The organism is Streptomyces sp. NPDC057854 (assembly GCF_042797055.1).
Lineage (GTDB): Bacteria > Actinomycetota > Actinomycetes > Streptomycetales > Streptomycetaceae > Streptomyces.
In genome coordinates this window covers 160,774-176,984 of record NZ_JBHVMF010000009.1, presented here as the reverse complement: position 1 = coordinate 176,984, position 16,211 = coordinate 160,774, and the positions used below count along the sequence as shown (strand labels likewise).

General features: G+C 73.0%; 31 protein-coding genes. All 31 read right to left on the bottom strand.

Translation table 11 applies throughout. From position 1 onward, the window contains the following. Window positions 1–26 precede the first annotated feature (26 nt). Entirely contained in the window at window positions 27–929 is a 903-nt protein-coding gene (locus ACFVQZ_RS15605) for a hypothetical protein (protein ID WP_383622677.1), read from the bottom strand. A gap of 95 nt (window positions 930–1,024) precedes the next feature. Then, a complete protein-coding gene (locus tag ACFVQZ_RS15600; protein WP_383622675.1) occupies window positions 1,025–1,261 on the bottom strand; it encodes a hypothetical protein in 237 nt (78 codons plus the stop codon). A gap of 310 nt (window positions 1,262–1,571) precedes the next feature. Further along, on the bottom strand, window positions 1,572–2,126 hold the full coding sequence (locus tag ACFVQZ_RS15595) for a hypothetical protein (RefSeq protein WP_383622672.1): 555 nt from the start codon (window positions 2,124–2,126) through the stop codon (window positions 1,572–1,574). Then, window positions 2,126–2,515, bottom strand: a complete 390-nt coding sequence (locus ACFVQZ_RS15590; RefSeq protein WP_383622669.1) for a hypothetical protein — start codon at window positions 2,513–2,515, stop codon at window positions 2,126–2,128. The genes ACFVQZ_RS15595 and ACFVQZ_RS15590 overlap by 1 nt, the downstream gene beginning before the upstream one ends. After that, window positions 2,512–2,739 carry a hypothetical protein gene (locus tag ACFVQZ_RS15585; RefSeq protein WP_383622667.1) on the bottom strand — a complete coding sequence of 76 codons (228 nt, stop codon included), beginning with the start codon at window positions 2,737–2,739 and terminating at the stop codon, window positions 2,512–2,514. The genes ACFVQZ_RS15590 and ACFVQZ_RS15585 overlap by 4 nt, the downstream gene beginning before the upstream one ends. Further along, complete coding sequence (locus tag ACFVQZ_RS15580) at window positions 2,736–2,936, bottom strand: hypothetical protein (RefSeq protein WP_383622664.1); 201 nt, start codon at window positions 2,934–2,936, stop codon at window positions 2,736–2,738. The genes ACFVQZ_RS15585 and ACFVQZ_RS15580 overlap by 4 nt, the downstream gene beginning before the upstream one ends. A 148-nt stretch (window positions 2,937–3,084) precedes the next feature. Continuing rightward, window positions 3,085–3,381, bottom strand: coding sequence for a hypothetical protein (locus ACFVQZ_RS15575; protein WP_383622661.1), 297 nt, complete (start codon window positions 3,379–3,381; stop codon window positions 3,085–3,087). Next, the gene (locus tag ACFVQZ_RS15570) at window positions 3,378–4,103 is read right to left on the bottom strand and encodes a hypothetical protein (protein ID WP_383622658.1); all 726 of its coding nucleotides are present in this window, start codon (window positions 4,101–4,103) and stop codon (window positions 3,378–3,380) included. The genes ACFVQZ_RS15575 and ACFVQZ_RS15570 overlap by 4 nt, the downstream gene beginning before the upstream one ends. Window positions 4,104–4,157: 54 nt before the next feature. Further along, entirely contained in the window at window positions 4,158–4,670 is a 513-nt protein-coding gene (locus ACFVQZ_RS15565) for a hypothetical protein (RefSeq protein WP_383622655.1), read from the bottom strand. Window positions 4,671–4,745: 75 nt separating this feature from the next. Continuing rightward, on the bottom strand, window positions 4,746–5,993 hold the full coding sequence (locus tag ACFVQZ_RS15560; RefSeq protein ID WP_383622652.1) for a DNA cytosine methyltransferase: 1,248 nt from the start codon (window positions 5,991–5,993) through the stop codon (window positions 4,746–4,748). Then, window positions 5,990–6,367 (bottom strand): HU family DNA-binding protein, encoded by a 378-nt coding sequence (locus ACFVQZ_RS15555; protein WP_383622649.1) that lies wholly within the window; start codon window positions 6,365–6,367, stop codon window positions 5,990–5,992. The genes ACFVQZ_RS15560 and ACFVQZ_RS15555 overlap by 4 nt, the downstream gene beginning before the upstream one ends. 66 nt (window positions 6,368–6,433) lie before the next feature. Then, window positions 6,434–6,778 carry a hypothetical protein gene (locus ACFVQZ_RS15550; protein ID WP_383622646.1) on the bottom strand — a complete coding sequence of 115 codons (345 nt, stop codon included), beginning with the start codon at window positions 6,776–6,778 and terminating at the stop codon, window positions 6,434–6,436. 19 nt (window positions 6,779–6,797) lie between these two features. After that, entirely contained in the window at window positions 6,798–8,549 is a 1,752-nt protein-coding gene (locus ACFVQZ_RS15545; protein WP_383622643.1) for an AAA family ATPase, read from the bottom strand. Window positions 8,550–8,561: 12 nt separating this feature from the next. Further along, the gene (locus ACFVQZ_RS15540; RefSeq protein ID WP_383622641.1) at window positions 8,562–8,861 is read right to left on the bottom strand and encodes a hypothetical protein; all 300 of its coding nucleotides are present in this window, start codon (window positions 8,859–8,861) and stop codon (window positions 8,562–8,564) included. Next, window positions 8,861–9,178: a hypothetical protein gene (locus ACFVQZ_RS15535; protein ID WP_383622638.1), complete on the bottom strand. Its 318-nt coding sequence runs from the start codon at window positions 9,176–9,178 to the stop codon at window positions 8,861–8,863. The genes ACFVQZ_RS15540 and ACFVQZ_RS15535 overlap by 1 nt, the downstream gene beginning before the upstream one ends. Continuing rightward, window positions 9,175–9,438: a hypothetical protein gene (locus ACFVQZ_RS15530; protein ID WP_383622635.1), complete on the bottom strand. Its 264-nt coding sequence runs from the start codon at window positions 9,436–9,438 to the stop codon at window positions 9,175–9,177. The genes ACFVQZ_RS15535 and ACFVQZ_RS15530 overlap by 4 nt, the downstream gene beginning before the upstream one ends. Continuing rightward, window positions 9,435–9,740 carry a WhiB family transcriptional regulator gene (locus tag ACFVQZ_RS15525; protein WP_383622632.1) on the bottom strand — a complete coding sequence of 102 codons (306 nt, stop codon included), beginning with the start codon at window positions 9,738–9,740 and terminating at the stop codon, window positions 9,435–9,437. The genes ACFVQZ_RS15530 and ACFVQZ_RS15525 overlap by 4 nt, the downstream gene beginning before the upstream one ends. After that, the gene (locus ACFVQZ_RS15520) at window positions 9,737–10,159 is read right to left on the bottom strand and encodes a hypothetical protein (protein WP_383622629.1); all 423 of its coding nucleotides are present in this window, start codon (window positions 10,157–10,159) and stop codon (window positions 9,737–9,739) included. Before ACFVQZ_RS15520 ends, ACFVQZ_RS15525 begins: the two co-directional genes overlap by 4 nt. Then, a complete protein-coding gene (locus ACFVQZ_RS15515) occupies window positions 10,156–10,740 on the bottom strand; it encodes a hypothetical protein (RefSeq protein ID WP_383622626.1) in 585 nt (194 codons plus the stop codon). The genes ACFVQZ_RS15520 and ACFVQZ_RS15515 overlap by 4 nt, the downstream gene beginning before the upstream one ends. After that, complete coding sequence (locus ACFVQZ_RS15510; RefSeq protein ID WP_383622624.1) at window positions 10,737–10,976, bottom strand: hypothetical protein; 240 nt, start codon at window positions 10,974–10,976, stop codon at window positions 10,737–10,739. Before ACFVQZ_RS15510 ends, ACFVQZ_RS15515 begins: the two co-directional genes overlap by 4 nt. Further along, on the bottom strand, window positions 10,973–11,272 hold the full coding sequence (locus tag ACFVQZ_RS15505; protein WP_383622621.1) for a hypothetical protein: 300 nt from the start codon (window positions 11,270–11,272) through the stop codon (window positions 10,973–10,975). The genes ACFVQZ_RS15510 and ACFVQZ_RS15505 overlap by 4 nt, the downstream gene beginning before the upstream one ends. 2 nt (window positions 11,273–11,274) lie before the next feature. Then, entirely contained in the window at window positions 11,275–11,973 is a 699-nt protein-coding gene (locus tag ACFVQZ_RS15500; RefSeq protein WP_383622619.1) for a 3'-5' exonuclease, read from the bottom strand. Continuing rightward, window positions 11,970–12,758: an ERF family protein gene (locus ACFVQZ_RS15495; protein WP_383622616.1), complete on the bottom strand. Its 789-nt coding sequence runs from the start codon at window positions 12,756–12,758 to the stop codon at window positions 11,970–11,972. Before ACFVQZ_RS15495 ends, ACFVQZ_RS15500 begins: the two co-directional genes overlap by 4 nt. Continuing rightward, window positions 12,755–13,804: a YqaJ viral recombinase family protein gene (locus tag ACFVQZ_RS15490; protein WP_383622613.1), complete on the bottom strand. Its 1,050-nt coding sequence runs from the start codon at window positions 13,802–13,804 to the stop codon at window positions 12,755–12,757. The genes ACFVQZ_RS15495 and ACFVQZ_RS15490 overlap by 4 nt, the downstream gene beginning before the upstream one ends. Next, window positions 13,801–14,067, bottom strand: a complete 267-nt coding sequence (locus ACFVQZ_RS15485; protein ID WP_383622610.1) for a hypothetical protein — start codon at window positions 14,065–14,067, stop codon at window positions 13,801–13,803. Before ACFVQZ_RS15485 ends, ACFVQZ_RS15490 begins: the two co-directional genes overlap by 4 nt. Beyond that, window positions 14,064–14,333: a hypothetical protein gene (locus ACFVQZ_RS15480; protein WP_383622607.1), complete on the bottom strand. Its 270-nt coding sequence runs from the start codon at window positions 14,331–14,333 to the stop codon at window positions 14,064–14,066. Before ACFVQZ_RS15480 ends, ACFVQZ_RS15485 begins: the two co-directional genes overlap by 4 nt. After that, entirely contained in the window at window positions 14,333–14,599 is a 267-nt protein-coding gene (locus ACFVQZ_RS15475; RefSeq protein WP_383622604.1) for a hypothetical protein, read from the bottom strand. Before ACFVQZ_RS15475 ends, ACFVQZ_RS15480 begins: the two co-directional genes overlap by 1 nt. Further along, window positions 14,596–14,949, bottom strand: coding sequence for a hypothetical protein (locus ACFVQZ_RS15470; protein ID WP_383622601.1), 354 nt, complete (start codon window positions 14,947–14,949; stop codon window positions 14,596–14,598). The genes ACFVQZ_RS15475 and ACFVQZ_RS15470 overlap by 4 nt, the downstream gene beginning before the upstream one ends. Beyond that, on the bottom strand, window positions 14,946–15,107 hold the full coding sequence (locus ACFVQZ_RS15465; protein ID WP_383622598.1) for a hypothetical protein: 162 nt from the start codon (window positions 15,105–15,107) through the stop codon (window positions 14,946–14,948). Before ACFVQZ_RS15465 ends, ACFVQZ_RS15470 begins: the two co-directional genes overlap by 4 nt. After that, complete coding sequence (locus tag ACFVQZ_RS15460; protein ID WP_383622595.1) at window positions 15,104–15,652, bottom strand: hypothetical protein; 549 nt, start codon at window positions 15,650–15,652, stop codon at window positions 15,104–15,106. Before ACFVQZ_RS15460 ends, ACFVQZ_RS15465 begins: the two co-directional genes overlap by 4 nt. Then, window positions 15,649–16,134, bottom strand: coding sequence for a hypothetical protein (locus ACFVQZ_RS15455; protein WP_383622592.1), 486 nt, complete (start codon window positions 16,132–16,134; stop codon window positions 15,649–15,651). The genes ACFVQZ_RS15460 and ACFVQZ_RS15455 overlap by 4 nt, the downstream gene beginning before the upstream one ends. Between the last annotated feature and the right edge of the window lie 77 nt (window positions 16,135–16,211).

The following is a 16,211-nucleotide window of genomic DNA, read 5'->3' as shown; positions in this document are numbered from 1 at the left end:
GCAGACACCCGCCGGCTGCCCACCGACTAGGCCGCCGCCGCCCGGTCCCGGGCTGCCGCGCGCTGCGCCCGCCGCGCCGCCGCCCGTCCCGCGCGCCGCTCCGCCTCCGCCTTGGCCTGCGCCGCGGCGTCGAGGGCCCGCTGCAGCGCGGCGAGCTGCTCAGGCGTCTTCCACACGCGCGCCCGCTCGTCGATGTCGAACGGGGCCGGCGCCGCGCAGTTGACCAGCCCCGTCGAGCACGTGATCGCCACCAGCGTGCCGGCCTCCGCGTGCAGCACCAGCTCGCCGCCGCACCATGGGCAGGGCCGGCCGGGCATCGGCGCCGACGTGCGGCTGGTGCCGAGGACGCGGTCGAGGCGGGCCGCGGCCTCGCGGGCGTACGACGCAATGCGGGCGGCCTCGGCCGGGGTGGCGTGGGGGAGGCGGGCGAGGAGCCAGCGGGCCGCGGTCGGCGTCGTCTTCCGGGCGGGGTCCTGGCCGTACCAGTCGGTGGGGTCGACGGCGTCGGCGCTGGCGAGGTCGGTGGCGAGGGTGACGAGGGCGATGGTGATGGCGCGGCGGGCGTCGGCGACGTGCAGGCGGATCGGGACGGGGCGGTCGCCGAGCTGGGCGGGGTCGCGGTCTTCGCGGACGGGGTGGGTGTAGCCGTCGCCGACGTGGTCGCAGTGCGCGCACTGGTAGTAGAGCTGGCCGGACGGGTGCCGGATCGTGCGCAGTTTCTGCGGGTGGTGGAGCGCGTGCGCGAGGGCTTCGGCGAGGGTGCGGTAGCCGCCAGCTTCGGCGGCGTCCTGGTGGTCGAGGGCGCGGAGGTACTCGACGCCGGGGCGGGCGGGGGGCCATGCGCTGGCGTCCTGGGTGTCGAGGAGTTCGGCGAGGTCGTCCCAGCGGTCGAGGATGTGCTGGAGGTTCTGGGTGGTGGTGCGGTTCATGGTGCGCTCCGTGGGGTGTGCTGGGGGTACGGTGATCGCACCGGTGGGGCGTGCCTGGGTCCTGGGGAGGTCGTGGGCGCGCCCCTCGCTCATGCTCAGCGGCGGTTGGCCCAGCGACTGACGGCGGGGCGGGCTTTCCAGTCGGTGATGCAGGTGGGGCACACGTCGTCGGTTTCCTTGCTCGCCTCGCCGTCGGCCTTGATGCGGGCGGGGAAGCGCCAGCCTGCGCTGTACGCGGCCACGCGGGCCTCGAACTGGTTGTCGTGCCCGGCACCGATGGTCTGGGTTCCGCAGCCGTGGCAGGAGATGAAGTAGCGGGTGATCGTGGGCATGGTCAGCCCCTTTCGCGAGTGGTCGAGTTCTACTCCGGACGGACCGAGCCGTCCTGCCGCTGGTATCCGCGCCCGCCGCCGTGGAGAACCTGGGGCTTCCAACCCGGCTGGCACTCGGGGCACACGTCAGATGCACTGCTGGTGAGCGGCTGGCCGGTGCGCTTGCTCAGCTGGGGAGGGAAGCGCCATCCGTCTCCGTAGGCGGCACCTCGGGCGTCCGTGACGCTGGGGAACTGTTCGCCGTGGCGGAGACGGGTGTTGCAGCCGTCGCAGGCAAGCATGACGGCGTGGACGGAGATGGTGGCCATGGTCATTTCTCCTTCGTGGCGGTCGGCTGATGCCCGGTGGCGCCGAGGCACGCGGGGCAGCGCTGATTGTGGGTGCAGGTGCAGATCGGCTGGCCGGTCTCGTCGCGGAGCAGCTCTACGACGACGGTGGCCGGTGGCGGGCAGGCGTGGGGGAGGCTCGTCCGCTCCGGGATCCAGGCGCGGCAGGTCCCGCAGACCGTGCCGCCGACGGCGAAGGTGGACGGCCGCGCGGGTCCGAGGGCCTCGCTGAGCGCGCGGTCGTACGCCCTGATGGCGGCCAGCTCCTCGCGCGCGTCGTCACGGTCCCGCTCGACCTCGCGGATCGTCTCCTCGGCCGCCGCCAGGCGCTCGTGCAGCTTCTTCAACGCGCGGTCCTGCCCGCGGCCGGTCTCCCGCAGCTGATCGACCTCGGTCATCTCGGCCTCGACGTACTCGCGGAGGACGGCGGCCTCGGCGTCGGTGAGCCGGTCGAGGCGGTTGAACAGGATGCGGAGGGTGGCGCGCCGGCTGGCACGGTCGGCGGCGCGCTGCTTGCGGACGGCCATGGTGCGGGTCATCAGGTCTTGTCCTCCTCGTCGGCCCCGTCGTAGTGCTCCTGCTCTTCCTCCATGAACGGGTAGCCGAGGAAGTAGCCGACCCACGCGGTCTCGACGTAGGTGTGCGAGCGGCACGGCATGCACACGGCGTACACGCGTCCCTTGTCCAGGTCGGGCTGGCGCACCCGGACCCGGCCGGCGGTGTCGAGGAGCTGGGTCTCGAAGACGAAGGAGAGCGGCTGCCACTGGTGCTCGCCGTCGGGCGTGCGGGGGCAGGTGGTGGCGTCGGTGTCGCGGAGCGGGCGGTGGCGGCGGGCGTCGCAGCCGGGGTGCGCGCACTTCTCCCAGGTTCGGTCGGGGCCGTCGAGCACCCAGTAGTGCTCGCTGGGGTGCGGTGTGGGCTGGTTCATCGGCTCGTCTCCGGGCCTTCGAGGATGTAGCCGGTGCGCCGCGGGCGGCCGGCCTTCGTGGTGGGGCTGTCGTGGAGGTAGCTGACGAGCATCTGGCGGGGGCGCTTGCCGGTGACGGCGTCGACTACGTGGGCACGGGCGGAGCCGGGGGTGTAGCGGGTGATCCGGATCCGGATCGTTTCGCGGGGGTCGGCGGATCGGTAGGTCTGGCCGGGTTCGATCATCGGGTGCTCCGGGTGGGTGCGAGGGCGCAGGGCCGTCGGTGGGTGTGGGCTTCGCCGCACTGCGCCGGGCACTCGGCGCGGAGGCCGCGGCGGGCGTGGGAGGCGACGATCCGGGCGCGGGCGCGGATGCTCGGCCGCTGGAGGGGAAGGCCGGCGGCGAGCTGCGCCCGGTGGCGGCGGGTGCCGTACGGCGCCATGCAGTACGGGGGGGGTAGAGGATCCCGGTGCGGTGCGCCCAGTGCCGCCAGCGCTGGCGGCGGGTGTGGTGTCGGGCGGCGGGGTGGCCGAGGAGGACGGCGGCGGCGAGGACGGCCAGGGCGACGAGGAGGACGGCGAGGAGCAGGGTCACGGCTGGTCTCCGATCCGGGTGATCCGGGGCGCGGGGCTGCGTGGCGGTGGCGGGTCGTTGCGGTGGCGCCAGTTGTGCAGGGTGCGCCGGGGGTGGGTGGCGAGGAGCGCGGCGATCTCAACGGCGAACACGGCCTGCGCGGCCCACCAGCGCCATTCCCGACGGGTGACGGGGTTCTGGCGGTAGGTGAGCCAGTGGGCCCAGTCGGAGGCGCGGTGTCCGGGGCGGATGCGGCCGGTGAGGTAGCCGGCGGCAAGGGCCAGGGCGACGGCGGCGAGGGCGGTCTGGGTCATCGGCTGGTCTCCTCGGCCATGCGGCGGAGCAGGGCGGACGCGTCGAGGACGTTCTCGTGGGATCCGTACTCAGGCGCGTTGAGGTTGCCGGTGGCGGCTTCCGCGTCGATGGCGTCGGCGGCTTCGCGGAGGACGGTGGCGCGCACCTCGGCGGCGTGAGCATCGAGGAGAGCGGCGATCTCCGTGTCGGCGGTGGCGAGGACGCCGGGGTGGTTGATGATGCGCACGCGTGCGGGCTCGGTGTCGTGTGCTTCGGCCGGCTGCCCGACAGCGGGGGCTCGGTGCGGGTTGGTGAGGCAGGTGTCCGGGTCGATGCCGTCGCAGTTCGTGCAGCAGTGCGTGGCGGCCGGGTGCTGGGTGGCCATGTGCTGGATGAACCGGTCGACGACGGCCGGGTCCGGCTGGGTGTCGTCCTGTCCGGTGGTCTGGCGGGCGGCGGTACGGCTGGGTCGGGGGTGCTCGCAGCCGGTGAGGTGGTTGCAGGAGCAGTCGGCCCAGTTGGGCAGGGCACAGACCCGCTCAGCCTCGACAATGGCGGCGGTGCGGGCGGCGTCCCGGATCCCGGCCACCACCTCCTCCACACGGTCGGCGGGGATGCGGACGGGGAGGCTGGCGCCGAACTCTCCGCGCGCCCACAAGACGGCCATGGGGTTGTCGTCGTCGTCCAGGCCGTGGTCGGCGGTGAGGACGCGGCCATAAGCGTCGCGGTACTCGAAGGTCATGGTGGGCTCCTGGTGGTGGGGGCCGTCCCGGAGGACGGCCCCGTGGCGGTCAGGTCAGGCGGGCAGGCCGGCGGCGGCCAGCAGGCGGGCGAAGAAGTCCGCGGCCTCGTCCGGGTACGTGTCGGCCCTGTCGTCCTCGCCGCACTCGGTGGCCTTGTGGAGGTCGTACTCAAAGTGGGCGAGCCAGCCGCGGAGGGCGGTCTCGACGTGCTCGACGGTGACGGCCTGGGGCGCGGCGGCCGGCTGCTCCTGCTCGGCGATCCGGGCTCGGAGCCGGGCGTTCTCGGCCCGGGCGTCCTCCAGCTCGATCGCCGTGCGGGCGTAGAGCCGGACGGCGTGGTCGGCGCGCGCCTCCCAGGTGAGGCCGGCGGGCTGTTCGGCGGTGGTGTGGTGCTGGGCGAGGCGCCGGAGCCGCTGGGCGAGGCCCTGGAGCGCGCCGATCGTGGGGGCGCACTCCAGGTTGTCGGGGAACAGCTTGGCGGCATCGTCGGCCTCGGCGGCGGCGTCGAGGTAGGCGCCGCGGCGGATGGCGGCCTCGGTGAACTGGTCGCCGGTCGGGTCGGTCATGGGGTGCTCCTTGATGGTCGGTATGGTGGTGGTGGGGCCGCCCGCAATATCCCTGCGGGCGGCCCTGCTGTGCGTTCAGGCGAGGGCGGTCAGGACGCGGGCGCCGAGCCACTGCGCTGCGTTCACCGAGACGGCGTTGCCGGCCTGCATGATCTGCTCGGCCTGGTTGCCGTGGACGACGTAGTCGGTGCCGAACCGCTGCGCCGACATCAGTTCGCGAGGGGTGAGCATCCGAAGGGTGCAGTCGTCGACCGTCGCCGCCGGCCGGACGAGGGAGTGGTGAGGCTTTGTCGCGATCGTGGTCACCGGCTCGGCCGTCGTACGGACGGCGCCCTTGCGGCCGTTCGGCACGATCAGCGCGTGGTGGCGGCCCTGCGCGGACAGGCCCGGGATCGGCCCGGTGACGGGGACCGCCGTGCCGTTGCGGCGCAGGACGGCCACGTGCGGGTCCGTGCCGTACGCGGCGAGGCCGGCCTCGACGCGCGCCCGGGTGGAGGCGGCGTACGGGGCGAACGTCTTCCGGTCCGGGCGGCCGTCGCCGATCCGGCGTCCGGGCAGGGACCAGTCGATGATGTCGGCGACCGGGCGGACGATCGGCTCCAGGATGAGGTGGCCGCACTGCCGGTTGGGGCAGCGGTAGTCGTACTGGACGCCCCACTTCCCGGCGCGGCGCCGGTTCGGGTTCCGCCACACCTGCCGGGCCTGGACGGGCCCGCACTCGGGGCAGATGGCTTCCGGGCGGACCTCCAGGTCCGGCATGGGGGTGCCCTTGCGGACCAGGACCCCGTACGCGCGGTTCCGCCATTGGGCGGCGGCGTCGTTGTCGACACCGGAGAGGTGCGCGGACGACGCCGAGACGACCTTGCCCTCGTAGCCGAGGAGGTCGAAGCCGCCCCACCACCAGTCGAACAGCTCCCAGTCGGTGACGAACTCGGGGACGTTCTCCCACATGACGACGCGGGGCCGGTGGACCTCGACGTACCGGAGGACGTCGTACGCGGTCGCCCGGGTGCGCTCCCAGGCGGCGTCCGGGACGGAGCCGTGCTCCAGGAGTTCGAGCTGGCCGCGGGTGCGCTTGCGTCCGCCGGCGGGGCTGATCTCGGTGCAGATCGGGGAGGCCCACAGGACGTCGGCCTTCGGGAGGCGCCGCATGTCGTAGTTGTTGACGTCGGCGCAGAGGTGGTCGGCGGTGGGGTGGTTCGCGGCGTGGGTCTCGATGGCGCGCTGCCAGTGGTTCGCGGCGAGGCGGAGTTCCATGCCGGCGGCGACGAGGCCGGTGCTGCTGCCGCCGGCGCCGCAGAAGATGTCGACGAACGTGATCACGCCGCGGCCTCGCTGTCCGCCGCGGTCCGGATCGTCTTCGGCGCCTTCCGGATCGTCGCCCGGGCCGGATCCGCCGCCCGGACCGTCATCCGCAGCCCCGGCGACACCCGGAACCTGACGTCCTGGTGCGCCGGCACCTCCACGAACACCCCGTTCTGCGGATTCCGCCGCATCCGGGTCGGCTGCGCGATCGGCAGGAAGGTGCCGAAGTTCGTGATCGCGACCGGGTGGCCGCCGGCGACGGCGCGGGCGATGACGTCGAACACGGCCTGGACCGCGGCGCGGCCGTCCGCGACGGGGACGTCCAGCTCGGCGGCGACGGCTTCGGCGAGGAGGACGGTGTTGAGGCGGGTGGTGAGGATGGCGCGGTGCATGGGGTGCTCCTTGGGGTGGTGGGTGTCCTGTGCGCGAGGTCCGGGGGAACCGAGTGCCCGCGCGGGTCAGCTCAGGTCGGGGATGCAGATCCAGCCCGGGGCTTCGAGGTCGGGGTGCTGGGCGTAGCCGAGGGCGTGGATGGCGTTGGCGAGCTGGGTGTCCCAGTTGGCGCGCTGCTCGGCGGTGGCGAGGGTGGCGCGGCCGTACTGGCCGAGGGGGATCTCGTTGGCCTGGGTGACGAGGAAGAGCATGTCGCGGTCGTAGTCGCCGGCCTGGAGGTGGCTGACGTTGGGGCAGCGGTCCTTGACGGTGGCGAGGACGGTGTCGATGCGGTCGGCCTCGTGCCAGGGGTGGGCCTCGGTGGGGATGCGGAGGCCGTAGGCGAAGTAGGTGGAGTGGTAGTAGCCCATGGGGTGCTCCTGGGTGGGTTCAGGCGGCGTCGTGTTGGAGGCAGGTGGTGTATCCGCGTTCGAGGCGGTAGCCGTGGAGGGGGTCTCCGCAGACGGTGCAGGAGGGGGTTTCGGGGTCTTGCTGGTCCGGTGTTCCCTCCCCGTTCCCCCTCTTCGAGGGGGGAACGTGGGGAACGGGGGGCGTTCCGGGTGTTTCCGCGACCGTTCCGGGAAACGTTTGACCTGCGGTTTCTTCCGTTCCGGGGTGTGTTCCGGGAAACGTTTCCGGGAAACGTCCGTCGGAACGGTCCCCGGAACGGTTTCCGGAAACGTCGAAATCGGACTTCTTGGACCGGGCCTTGCGGCGGCGGACGGCCTCGGCGATCTTGTCGTTCGAGCCGGGGATCTGGCGGTCGGCGAGGGCCTGACGGGCGACTCGGTTGCCCGCGTCGTCGGGGAGGCCGGCGGCGTCGAGGCTGGCGATGATGTGCTCGACGGTGCCGGGGACGGCGGGGTGGCCGGTGGGTTCGGCGTCCCACTCCATGAGGACGTGGCGGGTGCCGCCGTGGGCCCAGTTGTCGCCGTCGCGGCGGGCCTGGCGGACGAGGTTGATCTGGTCGGGGCCGATGCCGGTGCGGGTGTGGGTGCGCTTCATGAGGAGGGTGCCGCCGCCGAGGGCGGAGAGTTCCCAGACGTGGTCGACGTCCTGGGTCTTGGCGGAGGAGCCGCGGGCGCCGCGCTCGGAGTCCTTGCCGCGGTGGTCGAGGCGGATGGAGCCGATGCGGTCGCGCTTCAGCGGGAGGAGGGTGTGGCGGTAGAGGGAGAGCCAGGTGTCGGCGTCGTTCTCGGGGCCGGAGATGAACCGGGAGACGGTGTCGATGACGACGAGTTCGGCGCGGGTGGCCTTGACCATGCTCATGAGGTCGTCGCCGCCGCCGGCGGTGTCGAGGGGGCGGACGGGCGGGAAGGACGCGTACCGGAGTTCGCCCATGCTCAGCGGCCCGGCGCCGAAGCTGAGGAGGCGTTCCTGTACCTGCTCCTGACCGTTCTCGGCGTCGAGGTAGAGGATCCGAACGGGGTCCTGCGGCTTGTCGCCGAGGACCGACTGGCCGGTGGCGGTGCGCCAGGCGATTTCCTGCATGAGGAGGCTCTTGCCGGCCTTGCCGTCGCCGACGAGGGTGATCTGCTGGCCGGGGGCCATGAGCTTGCCGGGGAGCAGCTGGATGCTGCCGAAGTCGGTGGCGAAGAAGGTGCCCCAGTCGAGGAGGGTGGAGACGAGGTGTTCGGGTCCCTGCCCGGTGGCCTCGCGCATCCGCTCGGCCTGCTGGAACTCGGCGACCAGTTCGTTGAGTTCGTCGCCGGTGGCGCCGTTCTGGACGGCCATCTTGAGGCGGGTGGCGTGCTCGTCGTAGCGGCGCTCGCGGGCCTTGTCGGCGATCTGCTTGGCGAAGTGTCCGACCATCGTCCACGAGACGGCGTCGGATCCGAGGCGGATGACGAGGTGGCCGTTGTCGACCTCGCGGAGACGGTTCTGCTTCTCGATCTCGGCGCGGACGAGGATGGGGTGGGGCGGGGTGCCGGCGGCGATGAGGCCGCTGACGGTGTCCCAGATGAGGAGGTGTGCGGGCTTGTAGAAGTCGGCGCGGTCGAGGACGGCGGCGGCCTCGCGGTAGGCGTCGGCGCTGTGCATGACGGCGCTGATGACGAGTTCCTCGGCTTCGAGGTCGCGGGGCGCGTTCATGGTGAGGCCGTCGTGGTCCGCCTGGTGCGGGAAGTGGCGGATGTTCTCCACGGTGCGGTCTCCTCAGAACAGGGTGCTGGGCTCGGTGGTGCAGCGGTGTGCGATGACGTGCTGGTGGTGGCAGTCGGGCGGGTGGCTGGGGGTGAGCCAGCGGAGGCGGGGCGGGCTGTGGGCGCTCGCCCGGTACAGGCACCAGGCGAGGCGGTTGGGCTCCCACAGGGCGGCGAGCTGGTCGGGGGTGAGCGGCCGGAGGTCGGCGGTGACGCGGAGAGCGGCGACATTGCCGACCCACTGGGTGAGGACCGGGGCCGCGCACGCCGGGCACCGGGAGTCGGCGGCGCCCGACGCGCGCGGCCGGCGCATCAGGCCGCGTGCTCGTCGAGGGTTCCGGCGTCGGTGCGCCGCTGGTACATCTCGCGCTGAAGGCCGCGGAGGCGTCCCTCGGTGACTGCGTCGGCAGCGACCTCGATCTGCGTGACGCGGACCTTCACCGAGGGGTTCTTGTCCTCCTCGGGGCCGGGCTCGGTGCGCTCGGTGTGGGACAGCTCGACGACGGCCATCCACCGGCCGGCGCGCTGCTTGAACATGGCGGACGCGTAGGGCTCCAGGGCCTCGGCGACGTCCGTGAGGATCTTCGAGTCGAGCTTGACGTCGGCGTCGATGCGGATGGGGGTGCTCATGCGGCTCGTGCTCCTTCGGTGGCGGCCGTGCAGACGGCCTGGTGGGTGGTGCGGATGTGGGCGATGAACCGGGCGACGGCCGCGGGGATGGGCTCGCCGGGCCGGACGACGGGGGTTTCGGCGGTTTGGCAGAGCAGGCACTCGAACCGGGCGCTCGGCATGCGGGTCCAGCGGATCCGTCCGGCGAAGGCGCCGCGGTAGATCTCGCGGCCCTCGCCGCAGTCGATGAACAGGGCACTGGTGACCCGCTGGCCGGTCATGCGGCGGCCTGCTTCTTCTGCCGCATGCGGAGGCGGTTGTAGAGGCCGTACCGCTGGGCCGGGGTGAGGCCGCCGAGGACGCCGTGGCGGCGGTCCTTCGTCTTGCCGCCCTCGTCGGCCAGGGCGTCGGCGAGGCACAGGTCCCGGACAGGGCAGTGGCTGCACACGGCCTTGGCCCGTGCGGTGCCAGCGGCGTCGCTGGGTTTGGGGAACATGACGTCGGGGTCCACCACGTCCGCGCAGGCGGCGAGAGTCCGCCAGTTGGGCATCTGGGCGGTGGCGATGCCACGGGTCTCGCTCATGCGGCGCTCCCGAAGATGTTGGAGAGCTGGGCGGCGAGGGCTTCACGCATGGGCTGGTCCTCGACGTGGTCGGGATGCACACACCGCGGGGTGCCGCAGCCGGGGAGCACCTTGCCGACCGGGCTGCGCCCGTACCGCTGGCGGAAGGCCCACCGGGCTGCGCTGAACGAGGTGCCGTCGGCGCTCTTGATGCGGAGGTCGCTGCTCGGCCAGAGCAGGTGACCATCGGCGGTCGGCGTCGCCCGGTGACGGAAAGACTGCTCGATCGTCCTCGGCGTGGGGCCGGGGCCGTGCACCGGGATGCCGAGGCGGTCCCGGATACGGCGTACCTCACCGGCGTCGGCTCCCAGAGCCCGGGCGATGTGGCTGACCGAGTGGCCGGCGTGCAGCATGTCGGCGATGTCCTGGCGGATCTTCATGCCGCTACCGCCGGGATCTGCTGGGGCCAGGTGACGCCCTTCAACGCGCTGGCGTTCTTCTCCGGGACGGTGGCGAGCGAGTAGCCGAGCCAGTCCATGCCGGCGGCCATCGCGATGTAGGCGTCGGCCTCGTCGTAGCGGGCGGCGCCCTCGGTGTGGATGCCGTACCGGTCGGCGACCGCGCTGCGTACCTCGCCCTTGTTCGCCTTGCCGTAGCCGGTCGCGTACAGCTTCAGCGAGGACGGCGCGATGACCGCGTACGGGATACGGCGCCGGTGGCAGAACACCCGCACCATGCAGCGGAGCCCGGCCATGTCCTCGTGGCCGCCGAGCGCGGCGTGTCCGTACGACGGGCCCTCCATGACGACCAGGTCGGCCTGCTTGATGAAGTCGCCGATCTGGCCGGCGAGGTAGTGGAGGCGGAAGTCGCCCTTGGTCTTGGTGCGGATGTGGTCGGTCCAGCCCTCTCCTGCGATGCCGGTGGAGGTGAGGGAGAGGTCGAGGCCGACGACGAGGGGGCGGGTGGTGCCCGCGGCCGGGAGGCGGGTCATCCCGGCCGCGGGGGTCTCGGTGGAGGTCACTGGGAGGCTCCTCGGGCGTGCTGGCCGGTGCGGCCCTTGCGGATGGCGTACCGCTCGCGCTGGTGGGCGAGTTCGGCCTGGCGGCACTCGTCGCAGGGCGGGTCGTTGCGGTAGGTGTGCTGCTTGTAGCCGCGGGCGGTGCCGTGGGCGATCGGCTTGAGGGAGCTGCCGCCCCGGGGCCGCTTCAGGCCGATGGCCTTGATCAGGCCGTCGAGTTCCGTGTCGGTGAGCGTCACAGCGTGGCCTCGGCCTTCTCGCGGGCCTCGCGGCACATGGCCTCGTTGGCGGCCTGGAGCGTGAGGAGCTGCTGCTCCAGGGCGGCGTACGCGCTCTTGAGGCGGGCGTGGTCGGCGACGGTGACGGCGCCGGGGTTCCTGCCCGCGAGGGCGGCGCGGAGCCGGTCGTTCTGCTCCGCGTACTCGGCGGCGATCGTGCGGGAGACGTCCAGGCTGCTGCGGGCCTCGTCGCGCTGCTCCAGGGCGAGTTCGTAGCGGGCCTGGAGCCCGTTGTAAGTGCGGCGGGTGACGGGCATGGTCAGGCTCCGTTCTGCTGGCGGGGGATGAGCGGCCACTGCGGCGGGCAGTACGCGGCCGGGTCGGACTTGCGGAGGTACTGCTGGAGGCTGGCGGCCTGCTCGGCGGCCCAGCCGACCTGCGCCGTGTGCAGCTCGGCGAGCGTCATGCCGGCGAGCCGGTCGTGCCGGGTGCCGATGCGCCAGGCGACGCGGCATGCGGCGATGGCGTCGGCGTCGGAGGTGTGCGCGGTGCCGAGCGGGACCTCGTAGTGGTCACACAGGGCGGTCAGGGTGCGCTTTCCGCGCCGGTAGCGGTCGATCTGCTTGTCGAGGACGAGCGGGTCGATGACGGGCCCGGCGGGGAGCGGCGGGAGGCCGTAGCGGGCGGCCTCCCGGTCCAGCAGGGTGAGGTCGTAGCGGGCGTTCATCGCGACGACCGGGATGCCGGAGGCGATGACCTGCCCGAGCGCGGCGAGGACGTCGGCGACGACCTTGGCCGCCGGCTTGCCCTCGGCGCGGGCCTGTTCGGTGGTGATGCCGTGGACCTGCGCGGCGCCCTCGGGGATCTCGATTCCGGGGTCGGCGAGCCAGTTCGCGGGCATGGTCGGCTGGTTGCCGCCGCACTGGACCACGGTGGCGGTGACGATGCGGTCCTGCTCGACGTCGACGCCCGTGGTTTCCAGGTCGAAGCCGCACATGCGGCCGTTGTGCCAGCTCACTGGACACCGCCTGCGCGCTCGGCGTAGACGCGGCGCCCGAGGCTGTCGAGCGTTTCCAGCTCGCCGGTCTCGTTCTGGACCTTCCGGTTCAGCATCCGCAGGTTGCCCAGCTCGTAGCCGATCTGCTGGAGGCGGCCCTGGGAGGTGTTCTTGTCGAGGATCTCGTCTCGGTACGACTCCGCCGAGCGCGCCGGGGCCTCGTTGCCGCGCTCGATGTACGACGCGTCCGGGTCCTTGTCGTGCGTCGGCGTCAGGCCGGCCGAGAGCAGCAGGACTCGCAGCGCCACGGACTGCGCCTTGGCGGTGCCCTTGTCGGCCGAGTCGAGTGCCTCGCCCTGCGTCTGGAGGGTGAGGGTGTCGCCACGGGGGCCGACGATCTGCCACGTCACGGTGGCCGTGCACTCGCGCATCTTCGAGCCCTTGGACGTCGTGGTGTCCCGGTACGTCGCCTGGACGTGGATGGGGAAGACGTTGACGCCGTGCTTCAGCGTCACGGGCCCGAAGGTGTTCACGACGGTGTCGACACCACGGAAGTTGAAGCGGGTGCCGCCGCCGTTGTACTGCTCGCCCTTGGCGATGGCCCGGATCTCTTTACGGACCCGGATCCACGCGAGGTGGACCGGGACCATCTCCGGGTCGTCGTCGCCCGGCTCGTAGTCGGCCATCGGGTCGGCGGCCGGGAACTGCTCGACGAACTCGGTCGGCAGGGCCACGTCACCCTGCTGCTCGGCGCCGGTGGCGGCGCGGCCGGCGGCAGCCGCGGCCCGCTCCTGGATCGTGCTCATGCTGCGTGCTCCTCACGGACAGAGCGGGGGATGGTCAGACGGTGGGAGACGCGGTCCTCGACACAGTCGGCGTACGCCTCCGGCCAGCGCTCGGCGAGCCGCTTCACGTCGCAGTGCTCGCGGTGCTGCTCGTCGAGGGACACGTGGCGGACGCCGAGGACGGTCGCCGCCTGCGCGCCGCCGAGACCGGCGAGGATCCGGGCCTTCGCGGCCTTCTTCCGCTTCTCGGCGGCGGCGTAGTCGGCGTGGGCGTCGAGGTAGTCGGCCACCGCGTCCTGGGTGTCGACGTCGCGGGTGATGTCGATCTCGCCGTCGCGGTCCGCGTACAGCCGGTCGTACAGGTCGAGGAGGACGTCCGGGTCGGCGTCGCCCGGGACGGACGGCGGCCGGCGGGTGGTGATCTGCTCCCAGGCGCGGGCCCCAGCGGTGCGGAGGTCCGCGATGAGGTCGGCGTGGTCGGCGACGCGGATGACGTACTGGCGGTAGTCGTTGCCGCCGATGAGGACGGCGGCGTGGACGTGGTCGTAGCCGCAGACGTCGGCCTGCCAGAGGGTCTGGACGAGGACGTCATCGGCGACGCCGCGCCGGAACTGTCCGGCCTTCATCTTGTCGCGGCACTTGATCTCGACGGCGCACTTCTCGCGGCCGTCGGCGAGGGGGCACTCCAGGACGCGGCGGTCGAGGGTGCACATCTGCCAGGGGCGGTCGACGTTCTGGACGAGGCCGACGCGGCGGACGACGCTGCGGTTGCGGCGGGCCCACTCGCGGGCGACGGTGTCCTCGAACGCGCGGCCCCACAGGGCGGGTTCGGAGTCGTCGCCGTCGATGGGGAGTCCGCCGGTCTTGTCGTGGTAGACGGACAGGGCGTTGCCGTAGCGGCTGATGCCGAGGATGGCGGCGATGTCGCTGGAGCCGAGGCCGGCGCGGCGGGCGCGGAGCCAGACGTCGCGGTCGGCGTCGGCGGGGAGGATGAGGCGGCCGGTGGGGGTGACCCGGCGGCCGGCGGCCGGGGCCTGAGCGGCCCCAGCCTGCGCGGTCGTTGTCATCGGGCGCCCCCGACCTGGCGGGGCTTCTCGCCCGCGGCCTTGAACCACGCCTCGCGGTCCTCGACGTTGAACCCAGCGAGGTCGTCCTCGACGGGCGCCGACAGGGCGGTGGCGGCGGCGAGCGCGAGCGTCGCGTGGACCTGGGCCACGGCCAGGTGGTGCGCAGCGGCCGTCGGGTGGACGGGGGCGCCGCCGGGGCCGTGGGTGAAGGAGGCGGCGCTGAGGTGGCGCTCGGCCTCGCGGTAGTGTTCGGGCCCGGTCATGCGGCGCTCCTCAGGTTCAAGACCCGCGCGGTGTACGTGCGGCGGTTCGTGATCTCGTTGTCGTGGGCGATCAGGACCCCGCGGGCCGCCAACGCCCGCAGGTCCTTCCGCGCGGTGTTCCGGCCGGACGTCGGCCAGGGGCTGCGACGCAGCGCTTCCTCCGCGCGGATCGCCGTCCAGACGCCGCCCCGGAGACGGATCTCCGAGAGGAGCCAGTCCCGGCGGGCGAGGACGACGCCGGTCAGCTCGATCGTGGTGACGGTCATCAGCTCTGGCTCCTGTCCGAGTTGAGGAGGGCGGCGAGGTAGTCGGCGAACGTCATGGAGTGGCACTCGATGACCGGCTCGGGGCAGCAGGCGTAGACGCTGCCGTCGTCCGGGTCGTGGCCCTCGTCGGTGCAGACCGGCGCGACGCCGGTCGGCTCGTCGGTGCCGTCCTCGCTGAAGCACACGCGCCACTCGGGCGCGGCGCTGCCGGCGAGGGTGGTGAGGAGGTCGCGGGCGGGGCCGCGGTAGACGTCGAGAATGCTCACGACGCCCTCCGCATCTGCCGGGGGAACGGCTTCACACCAGCCGCGCGGGCCAGCCGCTGCGCCAGCTCCAGCGGCCGGGCGCCGTACAGCGGCACCCGCGACGAGGCCGCGTCCGCGAGCTGGTCGACCAGCTCCTCGAACGGCAGCCGGCCGTCGGTCGCCGTCGGGCCCTCGGCCAGCTCGTGGAGCCGGTCCCAGGCGGTGGTGTCGTCGCCCTTGAGGAGGGTGTCGAGGACGTCGGCGACGACGAGGCGGGTGAGGGCCTGCATGTCGAGGACGACAGAGGTGGGGGTGGTCTCGACGTAGATGGGGATGGGCCCGGTGATGGGCGTGCGGTCGTCGTTGCTCACTGGGCGCTCCCGGGGGTGTTGCGACGGGCGGTCATGCGGGCCTTGATCTGCTGCTGGGTCGGCGGCTCGTAGGTGTGCCAGCCGGCCGACTGCGTCCACTGCTGGAAGTGGGCGCGCTCCTCGATGCCGCACCAGCGGCACGCGGACGGCGCCTTCACGGCGTCACCTGGCGGGCGCGCGCCATCTGCACGCGGACCGGCGTGCCCTGCGGGTAGACCCCGCTCTCGCGCCGCTCGGGGTGCGGGCGCGCCTCCGGGTAGTACTCCGCGTACGTCCGGCCGGCACCGTCGACGTCCGGCTCCCGGTCGTCCTCGTTCTGCGTCGCGTCGCGGTACGACCGCAGCAGCTCGTGGATCCGGTCGACGGCCTCGTCCTGCGGCTCGTGCTCCGTGAAGGCGCCGAGCGCGCCGAGGAAGCTGTCGAGGGACTTGGCGTCCAGGTCGGCCGCCCAGGCCAGCGGCTCGTTCTCCAGCGCGGCGATCCGGTCCCGCTGCACCCGCAGCGCCTCGGCCGCCTCGGACAGCGCCTCGTTCGTCGAGTGCCGCTCCACCAGCAGCTCCGCCACCTGCGCCCGCAGGGCCGCGATCGTCGCCGCGTCCTCCGTGCGCACCTCGTCGCGGTACGCGTCCAGCTCCTCCGTGGCCCGCTTCGGCGAGACCATCGCGCCCGTCAGCCGGGCCAGCATCCACGTCCGCGCGCTCACGCCGCACGCTCCGGGGCCGTCGCCAGGTGCTCCAGCAGCGCGACCGCGTTGGCGGCCGTCCGGCCGGGCTCCTGGGCCCAGTCGTCCACGTGGGCCCGCAGGCTGTAGGCGTCGGTCCACTCGGGGTCGAGGGACAGCGCCACGTAGCCGATCGCCGTGTCGGCGAGCTGGGACTCGCGGTGCGGGTCGCCCGAGACGGCGCAGCGGATCGCGCCGACGATGTTCATCCGGCGGGAGGCGTGCGGGGTGGTGAGACGGCGGTCGAACGCGTCCTCGACCCAGTCCGTGGGCCACCAGCCGTTGGTCTCGATGATCCGGGCGGCGGCGAGCAGGACCGCCGGGACGGTCGTCGGCCGCGGCGTCGGCAGGAGCACGAGGGCCGGGCGGCGGTCGCCGGCGGGGAGGTTCGTGGGGGAGGTGAGCGGTTCGCTCGCGTCCGGCTGCGCCGGGTGCGGCGAGCGGGCGATAGAGTTGGTGGTCACGGGTACTCCGATTCCATGGGTCGGGTGTCCGGAGGGGCTGCGTTCGGACCGGGCTGGGTCCGGGGCGGCCCCGATTC

Coding starts and splice junctions, on each gene's coding strand:
- ACFVQZ_RS15590 (WP_383622669.1), bottom strand. CDS start 2,515: ATGAACCAGCCCACACCGCACCCCAGCGAGCACTACTGGGTGCTCGAC.
- ACFVQZ_RS15480 (WP_383622607.1), bottom strand. CDS start 14,333: ATGACCGTCACCACGATCGAGCTGACCGGCGTCGTCCTCGCCCGCCGG.
- ACFVQZ_RS15535 (WP_383622638.1), bottom strand. CDS start 9,178: ATGAGCACCCCCATCCGCATCGACGCCGACGTCAAGCTCGACTCGAAG.
- ACFVQZ_RS15600 (WP_383622675.1), bottom strand. CDS start 1,261: ATGCCCACGATCACCCGCTACTTCATCTCCTGCCACGGCTGCGGAACC.
- ACFVQZ_RS15550 (WP_383622646.1), bottom strand. CDS start 6,778: ATGGGCTACTACCACTCCACCTACTTCGCCTACGGCCTCCGCATCCCC.
- ACFVQZ_RS15565 (WP_383622655.1), bottom strand. CDS start 4,670: ATGACCGACCCGACCGGCGACCAGTTCACCGAGGCCGCCATCCGCCGC.
- ACFVQZ_RS15585 (WP_383622667.1), bottom strand. CDS start 2,739: ATGATCGAACCCGGCCAGACCTACCGATCCGCCGACCCCCGCGAAACG.
- ACFVQZ_RS15505 (WP_383622621.1), bottom strand. CDS start 11,272: ATGCCCGTCACCCGCCGCACTTACAACGGGCTCCAGGCCCGCTACGAA.
- ACFVQZ_RS15540 (WP_383622641.1), bottom strand. CDS start 8,861: ATGCGCCGGCCGCGCGCGTCGGGCGCCGCCGACTCCCGGTGCCCGGCG.
- ACFVQZ_RS15490 (WP_383622613.1), bottom strand. CDS start 13,804: ATGACAACGACCGCGCAGGCTGGGGCCGCTCAGGCCCCGGCCGCCGGC.
- ACFVQZ_RS15595 (WP_383622672.1), bottom strand. CDS start 2,126: ATGACCCGCACCATGGCCGTCCGCAAGCAGCGCGCCGCCGACCGTGCC.
- ACFVQZ_RS15525 (WP_383622632.1), bottom strand. CDS start 9,740: ATGAGCGAGACCCGTGGCATCGCCACCGCCCAGATGCCCAACTGGCGG.
- ACFVQZ_RS15495 (WP_383622616.1), bottom strand. CDS start 12,758: ATGAGCACGATCCAGGAGCGGGCCGCGGCTGCCGCCGGCCGCGCCGCC.
- ACFVQZ_RS15605 (WP_383622677.1), bottom strand. CDS start 929: ATGAACCGCACCACCACCCAGAACCTCCAGCACATCCTCGACCGCTGG.
- ACFVQZ_RS15570 (WP_383622658.1), bottom strand. CDS start 4,103: ATGACCTTCGAGTACCGCGACGCTTATGGCCGCGTCCTCACCGCCGAC.
- ACFVQZ_RS15485 (WP_383622610.1), bottom strand. CDS start 14,067: ATGACCGGGCCCGAACACTACCGCGAGGCCGAGCGCCACCTCAGCGCC.
- ACFVQZ_RS15575 (WP_383622661.1), bottom strand. CDS start 3,381: ATGACCCAGACCGCCCTCGCCGCCGTCGCCCTGGCCCTTGCCGCCGGC.
- ACFVQZ_RS15520 (WP_383622629.1), bottom strand. CDS start 10,159: ATGAAGATCCGCCAGGACATCGCCGACATGCTGCACGCCGGCCACTCG.
- ACFVQZ_RS15580 (WP_383622664.1), bottom strand. CDS start 2,936: ATGGCGCCGTACGGCACCCGCCGCCACCGGGCGCAGCTCGCCGCCGGC.
- ACFVQZ_RS15555 (WP_383622649.1), bottom strand. CDS start 6,367: ATGCACCGCGCCATCCTCACCACCCGCCTCAACACCGTCCTCCTCGCC.
- ACFVQZ_RS15530 (WP_383622635.1), bottom strand. CDS start 9,438: ATGACCGGCCAGCGGGTCACCAGTGCCCTGTTCATCGACTGCGGCGAG.